The organism is Oscillibacter sp. MSJ-31 (assembly GCF_018918025.1).
GTDB lineage: Bacteria > Bacillota > Clostridia > Oscillospirales > Oscillospiraceae > Hominicoprocola.
On sequence record NZ_JAHLPT010000001.1, the window covers coordinates 212,043 to 229,728 of the forward strand.

Sequence of the window (17,686 nt, forward strand, 5' to 3'; positions counted from 1 at the left end):
TCCTCAGCTGCTGCGGCTGCATTTCTCCGCGTCGATGGCCAGCACGACCATCAGCGCGTGCAGCGCGTCGGCGGGGTCCGCCACGTCGATGACATAGGTGTCCGTCCAGTGGAACAGCTCTTTGCCGATCGTCGCGACCGTGCCGCGCGAGGCGCTGACGATGGTGTAATCCCATTCCATGAACTGCCCCTCGACCGCCCAATCGCTGCCCTCCACGGTGAAATGCGGCACAAAAAACGTAAATTCCTTTTTGATCGTGCCGATGCAGCGGTCGAATTCATACAGGTCAAATTTCGGCAGGAAGGTCAGCACACGCTGCTGCACCGTGCCGATGTGCTCGCCGGCGGCGTTGAGGATATGTAAGCAATGGCCCCATGCGAGCTTGCCCTCGACCGTGAAGACCGTCGCACCGTTATCGTCATAAATGTCATAGCTGTCGAACCATGAAAAAAAGCGCTGCTTGAAGAGTAAGCGCATGGCGGCACCTCCATTTCCCCGGTGCTTTTATCATAGCATATTTTTTCTCGTTTGCCCACACTTTTTCTGTCGATTTTTTGGGAAATGTGTGGTATGCTTTTGGCAAGAATGATTCGGGAGGTCACCTCATGAAATCCAAAGCCGCTGTCCGCCGTATCGTTGAGGCGCTGAAGACGCTCTACCCCGACGCCATGTGCTCGCTGCAATACCAAAAGGATTATGAGCTGCTTTTCGCCGTGCGGCTCTCCGCCCAGTGCACCGATGCGCGCGTGAACATGGTCACCCCCGCGCTGTACGCAAGGTTCCCGACGCTCGAGGCGTTCGCCAACGCCAGCTATGAAGAGGTCGGCGAAGCCATCAAGTCCTGCGGCTTTTACAATACCAAGTCCAAAGACCTCGTCGAGTGCGCGAAAATTCTCCTTGAAAAGTACGGCGGCAGGGTCCCCGGCACGATGGAGGAGCTGACGAGTCTCCCCGGCATCGGGCGCAAGACCGCGAACCTCATTCTCGGCGACATCTACCACCAGCCCGCCTACGTCTGCGACACGCACTGCATCCGCATCACGGGCCGTCTCGGTCTCACCGACGGCAGTAAGGACCCGCTGAGCGTGGAAAAGCAGCTGCGCGCCGTCCTCCCGCCGGAGGAGTCGAGCGATTTCTGCCACCGCATGGTGCTCTTCGGCCGCGACCGCTGCACCGCCCGCAAGGCGAACTGCGACGGCTGCCCGCTGCGCGCCGACTGCGACTTCGGGAAGGCGCAGAGCAAGAAGGCATAAAACAGAAAACCGGAAAGCGTGTCTGCGATTTCGCAGGCACGTTTTTTCGTTCCCGCTCATATACTGCTTTGAACGAATCGGAACGGAGGCACAGACATGGATCAAAATACCGCTCAGCTCATTGAAAAATTCCGCAGGAATCCCGCCATGGCGCAGTCGCTCCTGCAATCCGGCGACGGACAGAAGCTCATGCAGATGCTCACCCGCCAGGACGGCGGCGCAGCGCTCAACCGCGCGGCGCAGAGCGCCGCGATGGGCAACACCAAGGAGCTCGCGGCGATGCTCTCGAGCCTGATGCAGAGCCCCGAGGGCATGGCGGTGATGAGCCGCATCAGCGAGAGCGCGAAAAAATAAGCGAAACGGAGGGCGGGCCGCATGAGCGAGCTGGAAGACAAACTCAATAGTCTGCTCTCCAACCAGGACGCGATGGCGCAGGTCATGCAGCTCGCGCAGAGCCTGTCGCAGTCAGGTGCGGGAGCGGCGGACGGCGGGAGCACTGCCCCGCCTCCCCCGCCGCAGAGCGGAGCAGCGGCGGGAAATGCCATGCCGAGTGCGGGCGACCTGAATGCCATGCTCTCGCAGCTCACCGGCGGGCTGGACCCCGCGCTTTTATCGCGGCTCCTGCCGGTGCTGAGCCAGATGAACCGGAACGAGAGCAGCGAGACCTCTGCGCTTCTCTACGCGCTGCAGCCCTTTCTGCGCGACAAGCGGCGCGACAAGGTCGCGCGGGCGGCGCAGCTCGCCAAGCTCATCCATCTGGCCAAGGTATTTCTGACGACGCGGGAGGAGTAGCCGTGTACAATCGTTATCTGCGCAACGATCAGGGCGTTTACACCTGCGTTCCGCAGGAGGAGCCGCGCCGCTCGCCGCCTCCGCATCGCGAGTCTCCCCCAAGGGAGCCGCCGCGGGATACGCCTCCTCCCCCGCCGAACGGCGGCGGACCGGAGGCCGACAGCGGCGCGTTCCGCGAGGGCATTCCGTTTCTCGACAGTCTTTTGGAAAAGCTCCATCTGCAGGATCTCGACGGCGCGGACCTGATGCTGCTGCTCCTGCTCTTCTTCCTCTTTGAGGAAAAGGCGGACGACGAGCTGCTCATCGCTCTCGGATTGCTGCTCATTCTATGAAAAACGACTGACCGGCGGTCAGTCGTTTTCGCTTATCTCCTTGGTCACGGCAACGACCGGCTCATAGAGCACCGTGCCGTTCGGCAGCGTAAAGTCCTCCGCGTCCACGCCGTCGTAGCTGACTGTCAGCGCCGCCATGCGGTAGACGACCGCATCGTCGCATTCGCGCTCCGCCGCGGCAAGCAGCCCGGAGCTTACGCTGACCCAGTAGCGTTCAACATAGCCCGCCTCGTCGGGCTCGGTCTCCACATAGATGCAGTTCACGCCCTCGAGCGCGCGGTAATCCGCCGCCGCGATGCGCTCCGGCGGCAGCGCGAGGATGTCCTCATAGGTCAATATTCCCTGCTCCGCGTCCTGCGTGAGCGCAGAGGCGCCGGAATAGACCTTTCGGCTGCTGCCGTACCAGATGTAGACCGCATCATCGCCGGTAATGACATGGCGGGTCTGTCCGTCCGTCTCCGTGATGTCGAGCCGCAGCCAGCCGTCCGCGGCTGCCGCCGTGATGACGCTCACGCCGCTGCCGCCGCTCCAGTAGCGCTCGACCGTGATGGTGCGCGTGTAAACGCGCGGGCGCGCGAGCACCTCAATGGCGCTCTGCACCGTGTCGGGCCGGACCTCCACGCGGTCAACGGCCTCGTTGTCCACAATGGGACCGCTCGGCTCCGTTGTGCTCGGCTCCGGCGGCAGCACGATCTTCTCCGGCTCGCGCAGACTGCCGCGCACCATAAAGGCGACGACGAGCAGGACCAGCAGGATGCACGCGATGCCGATCGGCGTCATTTTCTGTTTTCCCATCCTGCCGCCTCCTTTCCGCCGCAGTCCTTTAAGCCCTGTGATCCTCCGGCCGCTCCGCGCGCAGACCGAAGTACCATTCGATCGCGTCCGCGATGCGCGCGCAGGCGTGACCGTCGCCGTAGGGATTGACCGCGTGGGCCATCGCCGCGTAGGCGGCGGGATCGTTCAGCAGCTCGTTTGCCAGCGCAAGGATCGCGTCACGCTCCACGCCCGCGAGCTTCACCGTGCCGGCGGCGACCGCCTCGGGGCGCTCCGTCTCGCGCCGCAGGACAAGCACCGGCTTGCCGAGCGCCGGGGCCTCCTCCTGCAAGCCGCCGGAGTCGGTCATGACCATATAGCAGCGCGCCATCAGGTTGTGCATCTCGTCCGCGCTCAGCGGCGCGATCAGGTGTACGTTCCCGATGCCGTCCAGATGCCGGTGGGCGCACTCCTGCACCACCGGAGAGAGATGCACCGGATAGACCAGCTCCGCCTCCGGGTGCGTCCCAGCAAGCTCCGCGAGCGCGGACATGATGTCCTCCATCGGCTGTCCGTAATTCTCGCGCCGGTGGCAGGTCACAAGGATGACCTTCCTGCTCGTGTAGTCCAGCTCGTTGAGCAGCTCTGTCGTAAAGCGATAGTCCTTGCGTACCGTTGTTTTCAAAGCGTCAATGACCGTGTTGCCGGTGACGAACACGCCCTCGGTCACGCTCTCGCGTGCAAGGTTCGCGCGGTTATTCTCCGTGGGGCAGAAATAAAGGTCGGCGAGCCGCGTGACGAGCTGACGGTTCATCTCCTCGGGATAGGGCGAATACTTATCGTAGGTGCGCAGCCCCGCCTCGACGTGGCCGATCTTCACCTTATGGTAAAAGGCCGAGAGCGCGCCGGCAAAGGTCGTGGAGGTATCGCCGTGGACAAGGATCATATCGGGCGCAAAGCGGTCGATGACCTCGTCCATGCCGGTCAGGCACTTGCAGGTGATGGTCGAGAGCGTCTGGCGCGGGGTCATAATGTCGAGGTCGGCATCCGCCTTGAGGTCAAAGACCTGCATGACGCTGTCGAGCATCTCGCGGTGCTGCGCCGTCACGCAGCAAAGGCTCTCAATGCCCTCGCGCTGCGCGAGCTCCTTGACGAGCGGAGCCATCTTGATCGCCTCCGGCCGTGTGCCGAAGACGCTCATCACTTTAATTTTCTTCATGCTTTTCTTCCTTCTCCTCCGGCGCAGGCGCGGCAGACTTTGCCTGCATTTCCTCCTGCTCCAGTTCCTTTTCGTGGGCGGTCTCCGCGATCTCGCGCGGGAAAATGACGCGTGAGGCGACATAGGCCACCGCCGCAAGCGCAAGGAGCAGCAGCATCGCCTTCAGCTCGCCGCTCGTCGTGAGCACGACGGCGGACAGTCCCAGCAGACTGCTCACCACATACAGCGCCGCCACCGTCTGCTTCTGGTTGAGTCCCATATCCATCATGCGGTGGTGAATGTGCCCGCGGTCCGGCGTCATGGGGCTCTGCCCGCGCGCCACGCGGCGCACGATGGCAAAGGCCGTGTCGAAGATCGGCAGGCCCAGCACCAGAAACGGCACCGCGAACGAAACGATGGCGTAATACTTAAAGAGGCCCTGAATGGAATAGGTCGCTAAAATGTAACCCAAAAAGGTCGAGCCGGTGTCGCCCATGAACATCTTCGCCGGGTTCTTATTGTACGGCATGAAGCCGAGGCACGCGCCCGCGAGCGCCGCCATCACGATGGCGACCTGCTGCTCGGAGACAAGAATGGCAATGACGAGCATCGTCATCGCGCTGATGGTCGAAACGCCGCTGGCCAGACCGTCGAGCCCGTCGATGAGGTTCACGGCGTTCGTCACACCGACGATCCACAGCACCGTCACGGGATACTTCATCCAGCCGAGCGACCAGTAGGGCGCGTCGGAAAAGACGTTGGGGTTCGTCAGGATCTCGATCACCACGCCGTGATACACGGCGACCAGCGCCGCGCAGATCTGCACGAGAAATTTGAACTTCGCGCGCAGCGGCGTCATATCGTCCACCACGCCGAGCACCACGATGATGACTGCTCCAAGCAGGATGCCCTTCATCTGGTGGTCGATGTGGACAAAAAGCAGGATGCTGACCATGAAGCCGAGGAAGATCGCAAGCCCGCCCAGCCGCGGCACCGGCTTCTTGTGCATCCGGCGGCTGTCCTTCGGCACGTCGATCGCGCCGATCTTATAGGCAAACGACTTCACGAGCGGGCACATGATGAAGCTCACGACCATCGCGCACACGAGCGCGGCGCCCACCCAAAGCAAAAGCTCTTTCTGAATATCCATGTTCCCTCTTACCTGGCGACGAAGCCGACCTTCTTGTAGACCTTGCGCAGCGTCTTTTCCGCGAGGTAGGATGCCTTCTGCGCGCCGTCCTTGTAAACGCTCTCAAGGTATGCCTTGTCCGCCGTCAGGCGCTCGGCCTCCTCGCGGATGGGGCGCAGCAGCTCGATGACCGACTCGGCCACGGCGGGCTTGAAGATGCCGTAGCCCTGTCCGGCAAACTCAGCCTCCGCCTCCGCGACGGTCTTGCCGGTCGCGGCGCAGTAGATGGAAAGCAGGTTGGAAATGCCGGGCTTATTCTCTTTATCGAACTTCACGCAGGCGTCGCAGTCCGTCACCGCGCGCTTGAACTTGCGCATGATGTCCTCGGGCTTGTCCATCATGTAAACGCAGCCGTCGGGGTCGGATTTGGACATCTTGCTCGTCGGGTCGCCGAGGCTCATCACGCGCGCGCCCATCTTCGGGATAAACGGCTCGGGCAGCGTGAAGGTGTCGCCGTACACGCCGTTGAAGCGCTGCGCGATGTCGCGGCAAAGCTCGACGTGCTGCTTCTGATCCTGACCGACCGGCACGAGGTCAGCCTGATAGACGAGAATATCCGCCGCCATCAGCACCGGGTAGGTGAACAGGCCCGCGGTGATGTTGTCCGCGTGCTTGGCGGCCTTATCCTTGAATTGCGTCATGCGGCTCAGCTCGCCGAACTGCGTGTAGCAGCCGAGCACCCACGAAAGCTCCGCGTGCTGGGGCACATGGCTCTGAATGAACATGATGTTCTTCGCGGGATCAAGCCCGCAGGCGATGTACTGCGCGAGCTGGTTGACCGAGCGGCGGCGCAGGTCGGCGGGATTCTGGCGCACGGTGATGGCGTGCATATCCACGATGCAGTACAGGCAGTCGTACTCATCCTGCAGGCTCACCCAGTTCTTGATGGCGCCCATGTAGGAGCCGAGCGTCAGCTCGCCGCTGGGCTGGATGCCGCTGAAAATTCTCTTTTTGGCCGGAGCGTTTGCTTCCATAATGTTTTCCTCGTTTCTATCGTGATTAGCGCACAGGGCGCGGGAAGTGCCTATATTCTCAATTTGATATCATACCACACTTATTCTAAAAAGACAAGAGAACCTTGACAAGCGCGGGCACAAAATGTAAACTGAAGAACACTGAAATTTTTGCTTCAGGAGGTCACCCCATGTCCCTTGATATGACGTACTTCAACGAGATGGAGGCGAAGATCCCGCACGGCAAGGTCCGCACGCGCTTCGCTCCCTCCCCCACCGGCTATATGCACGTCGGCAACCTGCGCACCGCGCTCTACACCTGGCTCATTGCGCGCAACGCGGGCGGCACCTTCATCCTCCGCATCGAGGATACCGACCAGGGCCGCCTCATCGAGGGCGCGACCGACGTCATCTACCGCACGCTGGCCGAGTGCGGACTCGACCACGACGAAGGCCCCGACGTCGGCGGCCCCGTGGCTCCCTACATCCAGTCCGAGCGCCGCGACACCTACGGCAAATACGCCGAGCTGCTCGTCGAGCGCGGCGGCGCCTATTACTGCTTCTGCGAAAAGACGGAGAGCGCCGAGGATTCCGGCGAGTTCGACCGCGCGGACGATCCCTGCCGCGACCTGCCGCTTGAGGAAGCAAAGGCCCGCGTCGCCGCCGGCGAGCCCTACGTCGTCCGCCAGCGCATCCCCAAGGAGGGCGCCACCACCTTCCACGACGCCATCTTCGGCGACATCACGGTGGAAAACAAGACGCTTGACGATCAGGTGCTTTTGAAGCGCGACGGCCTGCCGACCTACAACTTTGCCAACGTCATCGACGATCATCTCATGGGCATCACCCATGTGGTCCGCGGCAGCGAGTACCTTTCCTCCGCGCCGAAGTACAACCTGCTCTACGAGGCGTTCGGCTGGGAGGTCCCGACCTATGTCCACTGCTCCCCCGTCATGCGCGACAGCCAGCACAAAATGTCCAAGCGCCACGGCGACCCGAGCTATGAGGATCTCAAGGCGCAGGGCTTCCTGACGCCCGCCATTCTGAACTATGTGGCGCTCCTCGGCTGGTCGCCGCGCGGCGAGCGCGCCGAGCAGGAGTTCTTCACCATGTCCGAGCTGGCTGAGGCCTTCGACATCGCGGGCATCTCCAAGTCCCCCGCCATTTTCGACATCGAAAAGCTCACCTACTTCAACGCCAACTATATCCGCAATATGGCGCCCGAGGACTTCGCCAGAGCTGCCGAGCCGTTCATCCGCCAGAGCGTGAAGAATGAGGCGTACTCCGCTTCCGAGATCGCGGCGCTGCTGCAGGCACGCTGCGAGAAGCTCACCGACATTCCCGAGAAGGTCGATTTCTTCGACGCCCTCCCCGACTACGACCTCGCGTTCTACACGAACAAAAAGTCCAAGACCGACGCGGCGGTATCGCTCGATATGCTGCAGAAGGTCCTCCCCAAGCTCGAGGCGCTGAACGACTGGTCCACCGACGGCATCCACGATATGCTCATCGCGTTCGCGGTGGAGCTGGGCGTGAAGAACGCTACGCTCATGTGGCCCCTGCGCATCGCCTGCGCCGGTAAGCTCGTCACCCCCGGCGGTGCGGTCGAGATCTGCAAAATTCTCGGCAAGGACGAGACGATCCGCCGCGTGAAGTGCGGCATCGAAAAGCTCGGCGGATGAACGAACTCAGCTCCTACCTCCGGCGCACGCTCTGCGAGGCGTGGCAGAGCGGCTACGGCGAGGAGGCGCGCCGCGCCGCCATCGTCGCGCCGTTGCTCACGCTTGTCGGCTTCGCCGCCGCGTGGTTCTTTCCGCAGCTGACCGATCACGTCATGGGCGTGCTCGAGCAGGCGATCGACAGCGCCGGCCTCAGCACCGTCACCGAGACGCGGGACATGGCGGCCGCCATTTTTGCCAACAACCTCACCGCCGCATTCTCGGCGATCCTCTGGGGTCTTGTCCCCTTTGCCTATCTTGCGGCCTTCCCGCTCGGCTTCAACTTCTTCCTGATCGGCGCGCTGGGCGTGTATTATGTACGCAGCGGCGTCGGTCTCGGCTCCTACCTCGTCGGCATTCTCCCCCACGGCATCTTTGAGCTGCCCGCGCTCGTGCTTTTCTGCGCGGCAGGGCTGTACCTCTGCTCGCGCGTGACCGCGCGCGTGCGCGGAGACAAGGAGGTCCGCATCCTGCGAACACTCTCCGAGGTCTCGACGCTCTTCCTCTATGTCATTCTGCCGCTGCTCGCCGCGGCGGCGCTCATGGAGACCTATGTAACGCCGCGCCTGCTGGCGATGGTCCTCTGACCGCTTCGCTTCCGACTTGTAAAAAAGCTCCCGCTGCCTTCAGGAGTGTGTTAATAAAGAAGTTTTCATGCTCCGGGCAAACGGCGTGATGTGCTACGGCATATCACGCCGTTTGTCTTGTTGCGACTTCTTCGGATAGCGGTATTTTCCCCACAAAGTTATAGTAGATGTCTACTTGCTGTGTGCGGTGGCCGCTGGACTTGTCGGGGGCATGAACAACGATTTTATCAACCAGCTCGTGAAGCATATCCAGGGTCAGTTCACTCGGCTCTGTATATTTCCGAACACACTTTAAGAAGCTCTTGATGTTCACGGTCTGCTCCTCGCAAAAGTCAACAGTTCTTCTTAGATCTGCGCTGCTGGCTTCAAGAATTTGCTGCTCCTGTTCATAGTCAGCGTTCATTTTGGCAAAGCGGCTGTCGGACAGCTTTCCGCTCAGATTGTCCTCATAAAGCCGTTTGATAATGCCGTCGATCTCTGCGATGCGTCGCATTTGCTTCTCCAACTGGCGTTTGGAGACTGATAGCGTTTCCATCTGCTCTGCCATCTTGTTCTCTGTAACCTGCTGCACAAAGTCAGCCTCATAGTTTCTGACATGGGAGATGACCTTTCGCAGATTCTCTAAAACAAGCGTTTCCAGCACCTCAGAACGGATGTAGTGGGCGCTGCACTCTCCACGCTTGCGTTTATAAGTCCCACAAACATAGTTATCCAAATGCCTTTCCCATGATTTGGTGCGGCATAGGTGGAGCTTGTTGCCACAATCGGCACAGTACACCAGCCCGGAAAACATTCCCATGTCTCCCATCTTTGTTGGGCGGCGTCGGCTTTGACGAGCCTTCTGTACCAAATCCCATGTTTCTTGGTCTATCAGCGCCACATGGGTATTCTCAAAGACAGCCTGTTTTTCTTCGGGATTACAAATCGTCTTTTTGCTCTTATAGGACTTTTTCGTTGTTTTGAAGTTATAGGTATTCCCAAGGTAGTCCTTTTGCTCCAGAATGTTCCCCACGCTATTTGGGTTCCAATGGCACGGAAACTCGGGATTATAACGATCTGTCCGCCCGGTGCGCTGAAAGATCAGTGTGCCGGGTGTTATGATCTGCTTTTCCCGCAGAATACGAGCGATCTTGCCGGGGCCGTTCCCCTCAATGGCGAGCCGGAAAATAAGCCGTACTACCGGTGCAGTTTCCGTATCTTCGATGAGCTGCCCGTTCTCGCCCATCAGATAGCCATACGGCACTTGTGTAGATAGGCGCTTGCCGGATAAGCCCTTCGCGCGAAACACGGCGCGGATTTTCTTGCTGGTGTCTTTCGCGTACCATTCGTTGATGATGTTCCGAAAAGGAGTGAAATCATTGTCCTCCCGCTCACTGTCTACACCATCATTGATGGCGATAAAACGAACATCTTTGTCGGGAAACATGATCTCGGTGTACATTCCGACTTCCAGATAGTTTCGTCCAAACCGGGACATATCCTTGACGATCACGCAATCAACATACCCTGCATCAATATCGGCCAGCATTTCTTGGAAGCCAGGACGATTGAAGTTTGTGCCGCTGTAACCATCATCTACATAGAACTTGTAGTTCGTAATGCCTCTGTCCTTTGCGTACTTCTCCAAAATCTGCTTTTGGTGCTGTATGCTGTTGCTGTCGCCCTCGTTATCATCGTCACGGGATAAGCGGCAGTAGAACGCCGTCCATTTATCCAGCACGGTTTTTATCGTCTTGGAAATAGCTGTCATTACCGCCAGCCCCCTTTCTCTATGAGAGAGGAGAACGGAGCAAGCATACGCTGAATGTTGCAGCCTTCTTTTACGCTATGGAGAGAAACACCGTGCCGAACGAGCGCATTTTCAAAAAGTCGGTTGGCACACAGCATATTTCTGGACAGTCGGGATAGACTGCAAACCACAACATCTGACACATTTCCCGTTTCAATTTGTTGCAGCATTTTCTGAAAGGCGGGGCGTTTCATGGTATTTCCGCTAAAGCCAGCGTCCGAGAAAACTTGTACCGGCATCAAGCCGTTTTGGTGAGCATATTCTACTGCTTGAAGTTCTTGAAGGCGTATGGCATCTGCCATCATAGCGGTGTTTCCACCGCTGTCTACACGGCAATATATTGCCGTGAATTGCTTGGACTGTCTAATCATATTCCCTCCGTTCCGACAGCCGCCATGATTGATAAAAGCGTTTATCAGGTCAATATTATTATACCAAATTGTAAAGAAACGGTCAAAAAATCAAACTTTTTTGCCGTATTTTGTTGTCTTGGTATCTATGTCGATCAGGCGCTTGATTTTATCAACGGCGGTGCTGCCCTCATCGAGGAAATGAGAGGTGACAACATAAGTGGTATTGCCGATCTTCCTTTCCATCTGCACGGTGCTTGCGGATTTCTTTTCCATATTGTCACCCTCTCTTGTAAATATTTTTGTACGGTCTGAAATCGACAAAAGCCGCGTCCTCATGCAGGCGCGGCCTTTGATATGGTTTGTTTGTTGACAGGTACATTTCAGGAACATATTGGACGGCGCTGGCACGCCTTACACGGGAATTTCACCCCCTGCGGTTCTCACAGGTTGCCCCCTTTGCCTGCGACGGCTCACAGCCTGTCAAGGCCGCTTCAACGCTCGGGCTGAGGCTGGACAATCGTATCTCCCCGATATGCGTGTCATCGCCCCCATGCCAGCCACGGCCTGTTTGTGCGCGGAAGGCTGCTCCCCCTATACCTCCTCTCTTAGTTGGGATCATGGCCTGCTCAGTCCCGCACGGCTTTCCTTTCGGACGCATATCGGATGTATCCAATAGACCTATTCAATTTCCAAGCTGTCGCCAGCCCGCACGGAGGCACCGCGATTGGTACATCCGTGCCGAATGGCGGCAGTGTCGAAATCTGTCTCAAAATGAGCCACATTTCCAATGACAGGGAGAGAGAAAGGCGGCAATACGCCGCCCTTCTCCGTTTCTGTCAGCTGCGCAGATATGCGGCCAGAATGTCGATGAAATGGGAATTGGTGGGCGGTTGCCTCAACTCCGTGCCGGCGATCAGATTCAAAAGGCTGTGGTCGGGATAGCTCCAACAACTCTGGATGAGAGTGCGGAGATTGCGCTCTACACAGCTCGGTGTCGTGTTGAAATGCTCCGCTGTCTGCATATAGAGCCGTTTCGTGATCAGCACCATGTTCTCCGGCTGGTCGCGCACCTGCTCGACCATATAGGCCGCATAATGGAAGCCTGCCAGCTTTCCGTTCACGCCGAGAAGCCGCAGGAGCCGCGCAGCGTCCAGCGGAGCCTGTGCGCTATCCTTTTCGTATTCGGGAAGATAATAAACCAAAGGCATAGATACCCCTCCTATATGATTGAAATAGAAAGATGGGAAAGGGTATCAACGGCGGGCCTCTCGGCCAGCGGACAGCCTTTTCAACCAAAGTCCCTGCTGTGCTGAACTAAAAGCAAAGTGTCCTGTCGTTAGGTGTACCCTTAATTGCTGTTTTGGCCGCATGAGCGGCATGGCGGGGGAACAACGGGAGAATGGCTGTCCGGCTATAATTCCGTATAATCATTCTTGTCCTCCGTAACTCAATCATACACGATAAGTGCCGCTTTGTGTCATACAATCGCTCTACAATGGCCTACTAAAACCGGCTGATATTTGCTGTTTTTTGTCGATTATTGAACTATTTGAAGAAAAACAAGAAAAAGGAAGCCGCAAGACAGCTCCGTCGTAGAGCTGCCTTGCGGCTTTAATGGATGCTTTGAATTAAATTGCGGACTGTCTGCTGCGATCAGAATTACTTGTTGTACGCTCTGTACAAGAAGGTGACGATCTGGCCGCGTGTGCAGTCGTTGCCGGAGCCGAACTGACCGCCGCCGATGCCGCCGGTGATGCCGTTCTTGGCGGCCCATGCCACCGCGTCGGCGTAATAGGCGTTGGTCGCCACATCGCCGAACTCGGCGCTGCCGCTGACCGCGGGGCTGCCCGCCGCACGGTACAGGAAGGTCACGCTCTGTGCACGGGTGCAGGTGGCGTCGGGACTGAACATACCGTCGCCGGTGCCGCCGGTGATGCCGTTCTCCACGGCCCACGCCACGGCCTGCTCATAGAAGCTGCCTGGCTTCACATCGCCAAAGGCGGTGCCGGTGTTCTTGGGTGCGGGGCTGCCTGCCGCGCGCCACAGGAAGGTGACGATCTGCGCGCGGGTGCAGGGCTGGTTGGGAGCGAACAGGCCGTTGCCGACGCCGCCCGTGATGCCCTTCTCCTGCGCCCACTTGACCGCCTCATAGTAATAGGCGTTGGTGGACACATCATCGAACGGGCTGATCTCGGCTTCCTTGATAAAGGTTGCCTTGACCTCGACCTTTCCGGCGGGCATCTTGAAGCTGTACTTGCCGTTCTTCTCGGTCAGCGCCAACTCCTTGCCCTTGCTGTCGAGAACGGTAAGGTCCTCCAGCTCATAGCCCTTGTCGGGCGTCACGGTGATGGTCACGGTATCGCCCTTGCGCGCGGACTTGGGAGAAACGGTAATGCTGCCGTTCTCGCTCTTGCCCGGTGTAATGGAGTAGCTCGGCGAGTAGCTGCCGCCACCGCCGCCGGAGGAGGAGCCACCGCCGCCGGTGTAGGTCCAGTGCGCATAGACGGTGGTGTTGGCAGAGAATGTATAAACGGTCGTGATTTGGGTGCCGCCGCTTGCTGCGGTGTACCAGCCGGCGAAGCTATAGCTGCCGCTGTGGGTAGCGGTGGGCAGGCTGGAGAGCTTTTTACCCACCGTCGTCATGTTGGAAGCAGAGGGTGTCCCGCCGTTGCCATCAAAGGTAATGGTGTACTCGGTCGGCGCAACATAGGCCGCGATCACCACGGTCTGATTGTCAGACGCCAGCTCCGTGCCGTTGGCCTTGACGCGCACATAGTAGGTGCCGTTGGTCAAGCCGCTGATGTCGCTGCCAGTGCCCGGCGTCCATGCGGTAGCGCCGGACTTCTGATACTCCATCGCGGTTGTCACATTTTTGAGCTTGCCGTCATTGTTGCTGCCGGTCGTGCAGCCAACAGCCGTCACGGTACTCGGCGTTGCAGCCTTAGTGACCGTGATGGTCTGTGCGGTGGAATCCGTCGTGGTGGTGCCGTTGCCCTTCTTCACGATGGAGAGCGCTCCGGCAGACACGCCATTCAGATCATGCGTCGTGCCGCTGGCGGTGAAGTTCACAACAGCCGCGCCGGTCACGGCATATTCACCGCCGTTTACAAGGTTGCTCAGCGTACCGCTATCGGGACCGGTGGCGGCAAAGGTCGCGTTGGGCTTAGTTTCCTGCGTTGCGGTAAATGCGGTGATGGTATAGGTCTCCGTTTCGGAAGCCAGCATAGTGCCGTTAGCCTTAACACGGACATGGTAAGCGCCCGCAGTTAGGTTATCCAACGCACCGGCGCAGGATGTAAAGGTCGTACCGCCATCCGTGTTGTACTCGTGCGAGGCGGTAGTTTCGATCTTGCCCTTGCCACCGATGGTGCTCGGCTGTGTTACAGTCAGCCCGGTGGGCTTTGCGCCCTCCGTCACAGTAATGCTCTTTACAGTGGATTCGCTGGTCGTGCTGCCGTTGCCAACATCCTTTACCTGAATCCCGTTGGCTGCGGTCACACCGGTAATATCCATACTGGCGCTGGTAACATCGTTCCACACGCTGCCACCGTCCACGCTATACTTCATGGTAGAGGTGTAAGTGCCGCTGATCACCAGCGCACCCGCATCTCTGCCGGTGGCGGTAAAGCTCGCGTTAGGCTCCGCCGCAGGCGTCGTACCGAAAGCGTTGATGGTTACGCTCTGATTGTCGGATGCCAGCACCGTGCCGGTGGCCTTGACGCGCACAAGGTAGGTGCCGTTGGTCAAGCCGCTGACTTCGGTGCCGCTGCAAGCCGTCCATGTGGGATCACCGGACTTCTGATACTCCATATCGGCCGTCACATTTTTGAGCTTGCCGTTGTCGTTACTGTTGGTCGTGCAGTCAACAGCCGTCACGCCGGTCGGCGCGGTCGCCTTGGTGACCGTGATGGATTTCACATCAGAATCCAACATCGTATTGCTGTCGGTAGCAGGCTTCTTGACCTGAACGCCATTAGTCGTGGTGACATTGGTGATCGGCATATTGTCGCCGGTGATGGCATTCCAGGTTCCGCCGCCGTCCACGCTGTACCTCATGGTGTTATCCACGCTGCTCAGTTTACCGCCGTTCTCGCTCTCGGCGGTGAAGGTCGCGGTGGGCGTGGCCTCCTTGGTCTTTGCCGTTGCATCAGCCAGCGTGATAGTAGTATTTGCCGTGGGCGTACCGGAGACCTTGATCTTCGTAAAGTCAATGCGAGTTACATCCACGCCGTTGACAGATGCAACAGAATAGGTGGTCGGGAAATAGTAATCGGTATTCGCTGTGTAGACCACTTCGGCCATGGCGCCGGTCAAGCCGGTTTGGTTGGAGGCGCCGGAGGTGAGAGCCATGCCCGTTCCTGCCGTGATGTCCACGCTATAGGCCGGGTCTGTGATATTGTACTTCGCGTTGGCGTTGCTCGTCACATCAAGGTTGCTGCCGCTTGCAAGGTTTGCCGCGGGGATCTTGATGACAAGCACTTCGGAGCTGGCTGCCGAGGGAGTGCCGCTGATCTCGACGGTCGCGGTGGTCGCATTTGCACTTACATCCGTTTTGATCTTAGCTTCAAGACCAGTAGGCAGGTTGGTAAACCAGCCCTTGACATCGGTAGCCGCCGCGATTTCATTGAACTTGTCATTCGTCAGCGTGATCGTCACATCGGTGGCGGCGATAGCCGTGCCGGTCGTGCCGTCGATAGTCACAGCGTCCACGGTCGCCGTGGGCGTGGTGGACTTATGCACGAACTTGAGGACGGTTTTGTTGCTGGCTGCGTCGTATTTGCCGTCATAGCTGTTGCCGTCAGGCTTGCCCGTTTCGCATTTCGTGTTGGCGCCGAGAGTCACATTGCCATTGATCATGGCGTTTGTTTGATTGCCCGATGCGGTGAGCGTCACCGAGCCGCTGGTGGAAAGGTCAATCTTATTCGCCGCGTTGTTATCTGTATTGACAACGCGATTAAAGTTATCATCCAGTGTCAGATCAACAGTAGAATCCTTGATGGACAGCGAGCCCTTTTTAAGATCTGCCGCATAGCCCTTCGTGCTTACCTTGACGGTGCTGTTCTCAATACTCAGATCGCCGCCATAGTTTGCACAAATTCCGCAACCGTCTGTTATGTCAGAGGCGAGTGTCACATTAGAGCCGTTCCTGATGGCAACATTTCCGTTGTTATTGTCTTTATTGTAGATGCCGAAAAGAAAATTACTCGGAATATTCACCGTTGCGCCATCCAGCGTGATTGTGCCGCCGCTAACCGTGCGAATACCGACATTATTATTACCTTTGTTCAGGTTCACGGTCAGCTTCCCACGGATGTCGATGTTGCCGTTGTCTGTAATTGTAGATGTTTTCGTAGCATTGTAAACACCGTAGATAGAGGATCCTCCGCCTGTTACGGTAATGGCCTTATCTCCACCGGACAGAGAGATCGCACCGCTCTTCGTATAAATGCCGTACACCAAAGTTTTCGATGAATCATTTAGCTTGACCGTCACATCCAGCGGCGCAGAAATTGTGACGCCCTCTCCTGCGAAAATGCCATAGACAACACCATTACCATTCGCAGATACAGCCAGCTTGCTGTTGCCGGAGATCTTCAGCTTGCCATTGCTGGACTGGATGCCCATCAAAGAATCGGTAGATGATGTTCTGCTTGTGGTAAAGCTGCTGTCGCTCTCAACCACAATGTTCAGGTCGCCGACCACCACAATTCCGCCGTCTTTCCCAACGCCTTCGTAGTCCTTGAGGAACAGCGTACCGCTGGACGCCTCGTAGCGGGCGACATAGGTTTCGCTGTCGGTATAGTTCTCGCTTGCGATAGTATCGCTATTTGTTTTAAGGTATTGCTTGTCGCTGAGGCTGATAAGTTTGCCGGCATTGTTGTACAGCGCGACATCAGCATCCGGAGACGCCGCCAGCGCCGTGGTGGGGAGCAGTGAGAGCAGCATCACCAGGCTGAGTAGGATGCTCAGGATTTTACTTTTTGTTCGTTGCATAGATCGTTGCCTCCTTCATAGAAAGAATTTGTTGGTCTTGTTTCCGTGCGCTTTGCCTCCCGCGCCCTCCCGCACGGTGGAGAGCACGCCCGTCATTCCATAATGCAGGAAGGACGGCGCTCTTATTCTGTTCTTCATTTTTTCTCCATCGCCGCCCTCCTTCGCTTTGCATCAGTCGTATCGTCACTCTTTTCCGCCCGCTTCGCAAAAAAGAGCAGCCAGCTCAGCCATCTTCCGTGCCGCTCCACGCCGACCGTCTCTACGAGCGTCGTCGTGAGGTCGGTGAGGTACAGCTCGGAAACCACGCCTCTGTCCACGCAGTCCTTTGCCTCGGCATACAGCCCCGGCCAGCGTTTGTTGTCCAGCAGCAGCTCGACACAGATCTCCCGGTTTTGCCGCCGCAGCAGCATGGCGGCCTTCAGCCGTTTGCCCAGCGTGGCGGGACCGTGCTCCTCCGTGATCTCCAAAATGACACGATCCACCTTGTTCCGTCCGCAGATAGCGGCGATCTCCTCCGGCGTGGACTCGGCAGGGAGGGCAATATAGGGCCTCTTCAGGCTGCGCAGATCGAGGTCGCCCGCCACACACTCACTGGCGCGGGTGCTGGTCAGGCAGACGGCGGTGCAATAGATCGTCTGCGGCGCGTCACGCTCCTTCGCGCTTCCGCGGGATCGTCGAAAACCCATGCGCTTTCCTCCACATAATGACAATTCTGTTGCGCTGCCGCGCCTATTGTCTGATCCTCAACTACTGAGAAGAAGAATAAAAGGGCGAA

Annotated in this window: 18 protein-coding genes; 6 read left to right on the forward strand and 12 right to left on the reverse strand. The window is 58.3% G+C overall.

The features are described from left to right. Window positions 1-3 precede the first annotated feature (3 nt). Window positions 4-477, reverse strand: a complete 474-nt coding sequence (locus KQI17_RS00930; protein ID WP_216494331.1) for an LURP-one-related/scramblase family protein — start codon at window positions 475-477, stop codon at window positions 4-6. Between the two features lie 128 nt (window positions 478-605). Between KQI17_RS00930 and nth the strand changes: the two genes are divergently transcribed. The 4 genes from nth (at window position 606) to KQI17_RS00950 (ending at window position 2,377) form a co-directional block, all read left to right on the forward strand. Continuing rightward, window positions 606-1,253: an endonuclease III gene (gene nth, locus KQI17_RS00935; RefSeq protein WP_216494332.1), complete on the forward strand. Its 648-nt coding sequence runs from the start codon at window positions 606-608 to the stop codon at window positions 1,251-1,253. Between the two features lie 96 nt (window positions 1,254-1,349). Continuing rightward, on the forward strand, window positions 1,350-1,607 hold the full coding sequence (locus KQI17_RS00940; protein WP_216494333.1) for a hypothetical protein: 258 nt from the start codon (window positions 1,350-1,352) through the stop codon (window positions 1,605-1,607). A 21-nt stretch (window positions 1,608-1,628) separates the two neighbouring features. Then, window positions 1,629-2,045 (forward strand): hypothetical protein, encoded by a 417-nt coding sequence (locus tag KQI17_RS00945; protein ID WP_216494334.1) that lies wholly within the window; start codon window positions 1,629-1,631, stop codon window positions 2,043-2,045. Between the two features lie 2 nt (window positions 2,046-2,047). Then, on the forward strand, window positions 2,048-2,377 hold the full coding sequence (locus KQI17_RS00950) for a hypothetical protein (protein ID WP_216494335.1): 330 nt from the start codon (window positions 2,048-2,050) through the stop codon (window positions 2,375-2,377). An 18-nt stretch (window positions 2,378-2,395) separates the two neighbouring features. On the opposite strand, the gene KQI17_RS00955 is transcribed toward KQI17_RS00950, so the two are convergent. The 4 genes from KQI17_RS00955 to trpS are packed head-to-tail and all read right to left on the reverse strand — an operon-like array spanning window position 2,396 to window position 6,491. Beyond that, a complete protein-coding gene (locus KQI17_RS00955) occupies window positions 2,396-3,172 on the reverse strand; it encodes a hypothetical protein (RefSeq protein WP_216494336.1) in 777 nt (258 codons plus the stop codon). A 28-nt stretch (window positions 3,173-3,200) separates the two neighbouring features. Next, entirely contained in the window at window positions 3,201-4,349 is a 1,149-nt protein-coding gene (gene wecB / locus KQI17_RS00960) for a non-hydrolyzing UDP-N-acetylglucosamine 2-epimerase (protein ID WP_216494337.1), read from the reverse strand. Next, a complete protein-coding gene (locus KQI17_RS00965) occupies window positions 4,336-5,478 on the reverse strand; it encodes an MraY family glycosyltransferase (protein ID WP_216494338.1) in 1,143 nt (380 codons plus the stop codon). The genes wecB and KQI17_RS00965 overlap by 14 nt, the downstream gene beginning before the upstream one ends. Window positions 5,479-5,486: 8 nt before the next feature. After that, entirely contained in the window at window positions 5,487-6,491 is a 1,005-nt protein-coding gene (gene trpS / locus KQI17_RS00970) for a tryptophan--tRNA ligase (protein ID WP_216494339.1), read from the reverse strand. Window positions 6,492-6,661: 170 nt separating this feature from the next. Between trpS and gltX the strand changes: the two genes are divergently transcribed. Further along, window positions 6,662-8,152 carry a glutamate--tRNA ligase gene (gene gltX, locus KQI17_RS00975; protein WP_216494340.1) on the forward strand — a complete coding sequence of 497 codons (1,491 nt, stop codon included), beginning with the start codon at window positions 6,662-6,664 and terminating at the stop codon, window positions 8,150-8,152. Beyond that, entirely contained in the window at window positions 8,149-8,775 is a 627-nt protein-coding gene (locus KQI17_RS00980; protein ID WP_216494341.1) for a stage II sporulation protein M, read from the forward strand. The genes gltX and KQI17_RS00980 overlap by 4 nt, the downstream gene beginning before the upstream one ends. A gap of 103 nt (window positions 8,776-8,878) precedes the next feature. Here KQI17_RS00980 and KQI17_RS00985 read toward each other — a convergent pair whose 3' ends face one another. From KQI17_RS00985 to KQI17_RS01010, 7 genes are all read right to left on the reverse strand, one after another. After that, window positions 8,879-10,525, reverse strand: coding sequence for a recombinase family protein (locus KQI17_RS00985; protein ID WP_216494342.1), 1,647 nt, complete (start codon window positions 10,523-10,525; stop codon window positions 8,879-8,881). Beyond that, entirely contained in the window at window positions 10,525-10,935 is a 411-nt protein-coding gene (locus tag KQI17_RS00990) for a recombinase family protein (RefSeq protein WP_256445937.1), read from the reverse strand. Before KQI17_RS00990 ends, KQI17_RS00985 begins: the two co-directional genes overlap by 1 nt. A gap of 90 nt (window positions 10,936-11,025) precedes the next feature. Next, window positions 11,026-11,190, reverse strand: coding sequence for a transposon-encoded TnpW family protein (locus KQI17_RS00995; protein ID WP_216494344.1), 165 nt, complete (start codon window positions 11,188-11,190; stop codon window positions 11,026-11,028). Window positions 11,191-11,753: 563 nt separating this feature from the next. Next, a complete protein-coding gene (locus tag KQI17_RS01000; protein WP_216494345.1) occupies window positions 11,754-12,125 on the reverse strand; it encodes a sporulation initiation factor Spo0A C-terminal domain-containing protein in 372 nt (123 codons plus the stop codon). Window positions 12,126-12,576: 451 nt separating this feature from the next. Continuing rightward, a complete protein-coding gene (locus tag KQI17_RS01005; protein WP_216494346.1) occupies window positions 12,577-16,911 on the reverse strand; it encodes an S-layer homology domain-containing protein in 4,335 nt (1,444 codons plus the stop codon). A 15-nt stretch (window positions 16,912-16,926) separates the two neighbouring features. Further along, the gene (locus KQI17_RS13755) at window positions 16,927-17,049 is read right to left on the reverse strand and encodes a hypothetical protein (RefSeq protein ID WP_256445938.1); all 123 of its coding nucleotides are present in this window, start codon (window positions 17,047-17,049) and stop codon (window positions 16,927-16,929) included. Next, on the reverse strand, window positions 17,046-17,597 hold the full coding sequence (locus KQI17_RS01010) for a hypothetical protein (RefSeq protein ID WP_216494347.1): 552 nt from the start codon (window positions 17,595-17,597) through the stop codon (window positions 17,046-17,048). Before KQI17_RS01010 ends, KQI17_RS13755 begins: the two co-directional genes overlap by 4 nt. Window positions 17,598-17,686: the final 89 nt, after the last annotated feature.

Excerpts from the sequence above, each read along its gene's own strand:
- KQI17_RS00930 (WP_216494331.1), bottom strand. The coding sequence starts at position 477 with ATGCGCTTACTCTTCAAGCAGCGCTTTTTTTCATGGTTCGACAGCTAT.
- nth (WP_216494332.1), top strand. The coding sequence starts at position 606 with ATGAAATCCAAAGCCGCTGTCCGCCGTATCGTTGAGGCGCTGAAGACG.
- KQI17_RS00940 (WP_216494333.1), top strand. The coding sequence starts at position 1,350 with ATGGATCAAAATACCGCTCAGCTCATTGAAAAATTCCGCAGGAATCCC.
- KQI17_RS00945 (WP_216494334.1), top strand. The coding sequence starts at position 1,629 with ATGAGCGAGCTGGAAGACAAACTCAATAGTCTGCTCTCCAACCAGGAC.
- KQI17_RS00955 (WP_216494336.1), bottom strand. The coding sequence starts at position 3,172 with ATGGGAAAACAGAAAATGACGCCGATCGGCATCGCGTGCATCCTGCTG.
- wecB (WP_216494337.1), bottom strand. The coding sequence starts at position 4,349 with ATGAAGAAAATTAAAGTGATGAGCGTCTTCGGCACACGGCCGGAGGCG.
- KQI17_RS00965 (WP_216494338.1), bottom strand. The coding sequence starts at position 5,478 with ATGGATATTCAGAAAGAGCTTTTGCTTTGGGTGGGCGCCGCGCTCGTG.
- trpS (WP_216494339.1), bottom strand. The coding sequence starts at position 6,491 with ATGGAAGCAAACGCTCCGGCCAAAAAGAGAATTTTCAGCGGCATCCAG.
- gltX (WP_216494340.1), top strand. The coding sequence starts at position 6,662 with ATGTCCCTTGATATGACGTACTTCAACGAGATGGAGGCGAAGATCCCG.
- KQI17_RS00980 (WP_216494341.1), top strand. The coding sequence starts at position 8,149 with ATGAACGAACTCAGCTCCTACCTCCGGCGCACGCTCTGCGAGGCGTGG.
- KQI17_RS00985 (WP_216494342.1), bottom strand. The coding sequence starts at position 10,525 with ATGACAGCTATTTCCAAGACGATAAAAACCGTGCTGGATAAATGGACG.
- KQI17_RS00990 (WP_256445937.1), bottom strand. The coding sequence starts at position 10,935 with ATGATTAGACAGTCCAAGCAATTCACGGCAATATATTGCCGTGTAGAC.
- KQI17_RS00995 (WP_216494344.1), bottom strand. The coding sequence starts at position 11,190 with ATGGAAAAGAAATCCGCAAGCACCGTGCAGATGGAAAGGAAGATCGGC.
- KQI17_RS01000 (WP_216494345.1), bottom strand. The coding sequence starts at position 12,125 with ATGCCTTTGGTTTATTATCTTCCCGAATACGAAAAGGATAGCGCACAG.
- KQI17_RS01005 (WP_216494346.1), bottom strand. The coding sequence starts at position 16,911 with ATGCAACGAACAAAAAGTAAAATCCTGAGCATCCTACTCAGCCTGGTG.
- KQI17_RS13755 (WP_256445938.1), bottom strand. The coding sequence starts at position 17,049 with ATGAAGAACAGAATAAGAGCGCCGTCCTTCCTGCATTATGGAATGACG.
- KQI17_RS01010 (WP_216494347.1), bottom strand. The coding sequence starts at position 17,597 with ATGGGTTTTCGACGATCCCGCGGAAGCGCGAAGGAGCGTGACGCGCCG.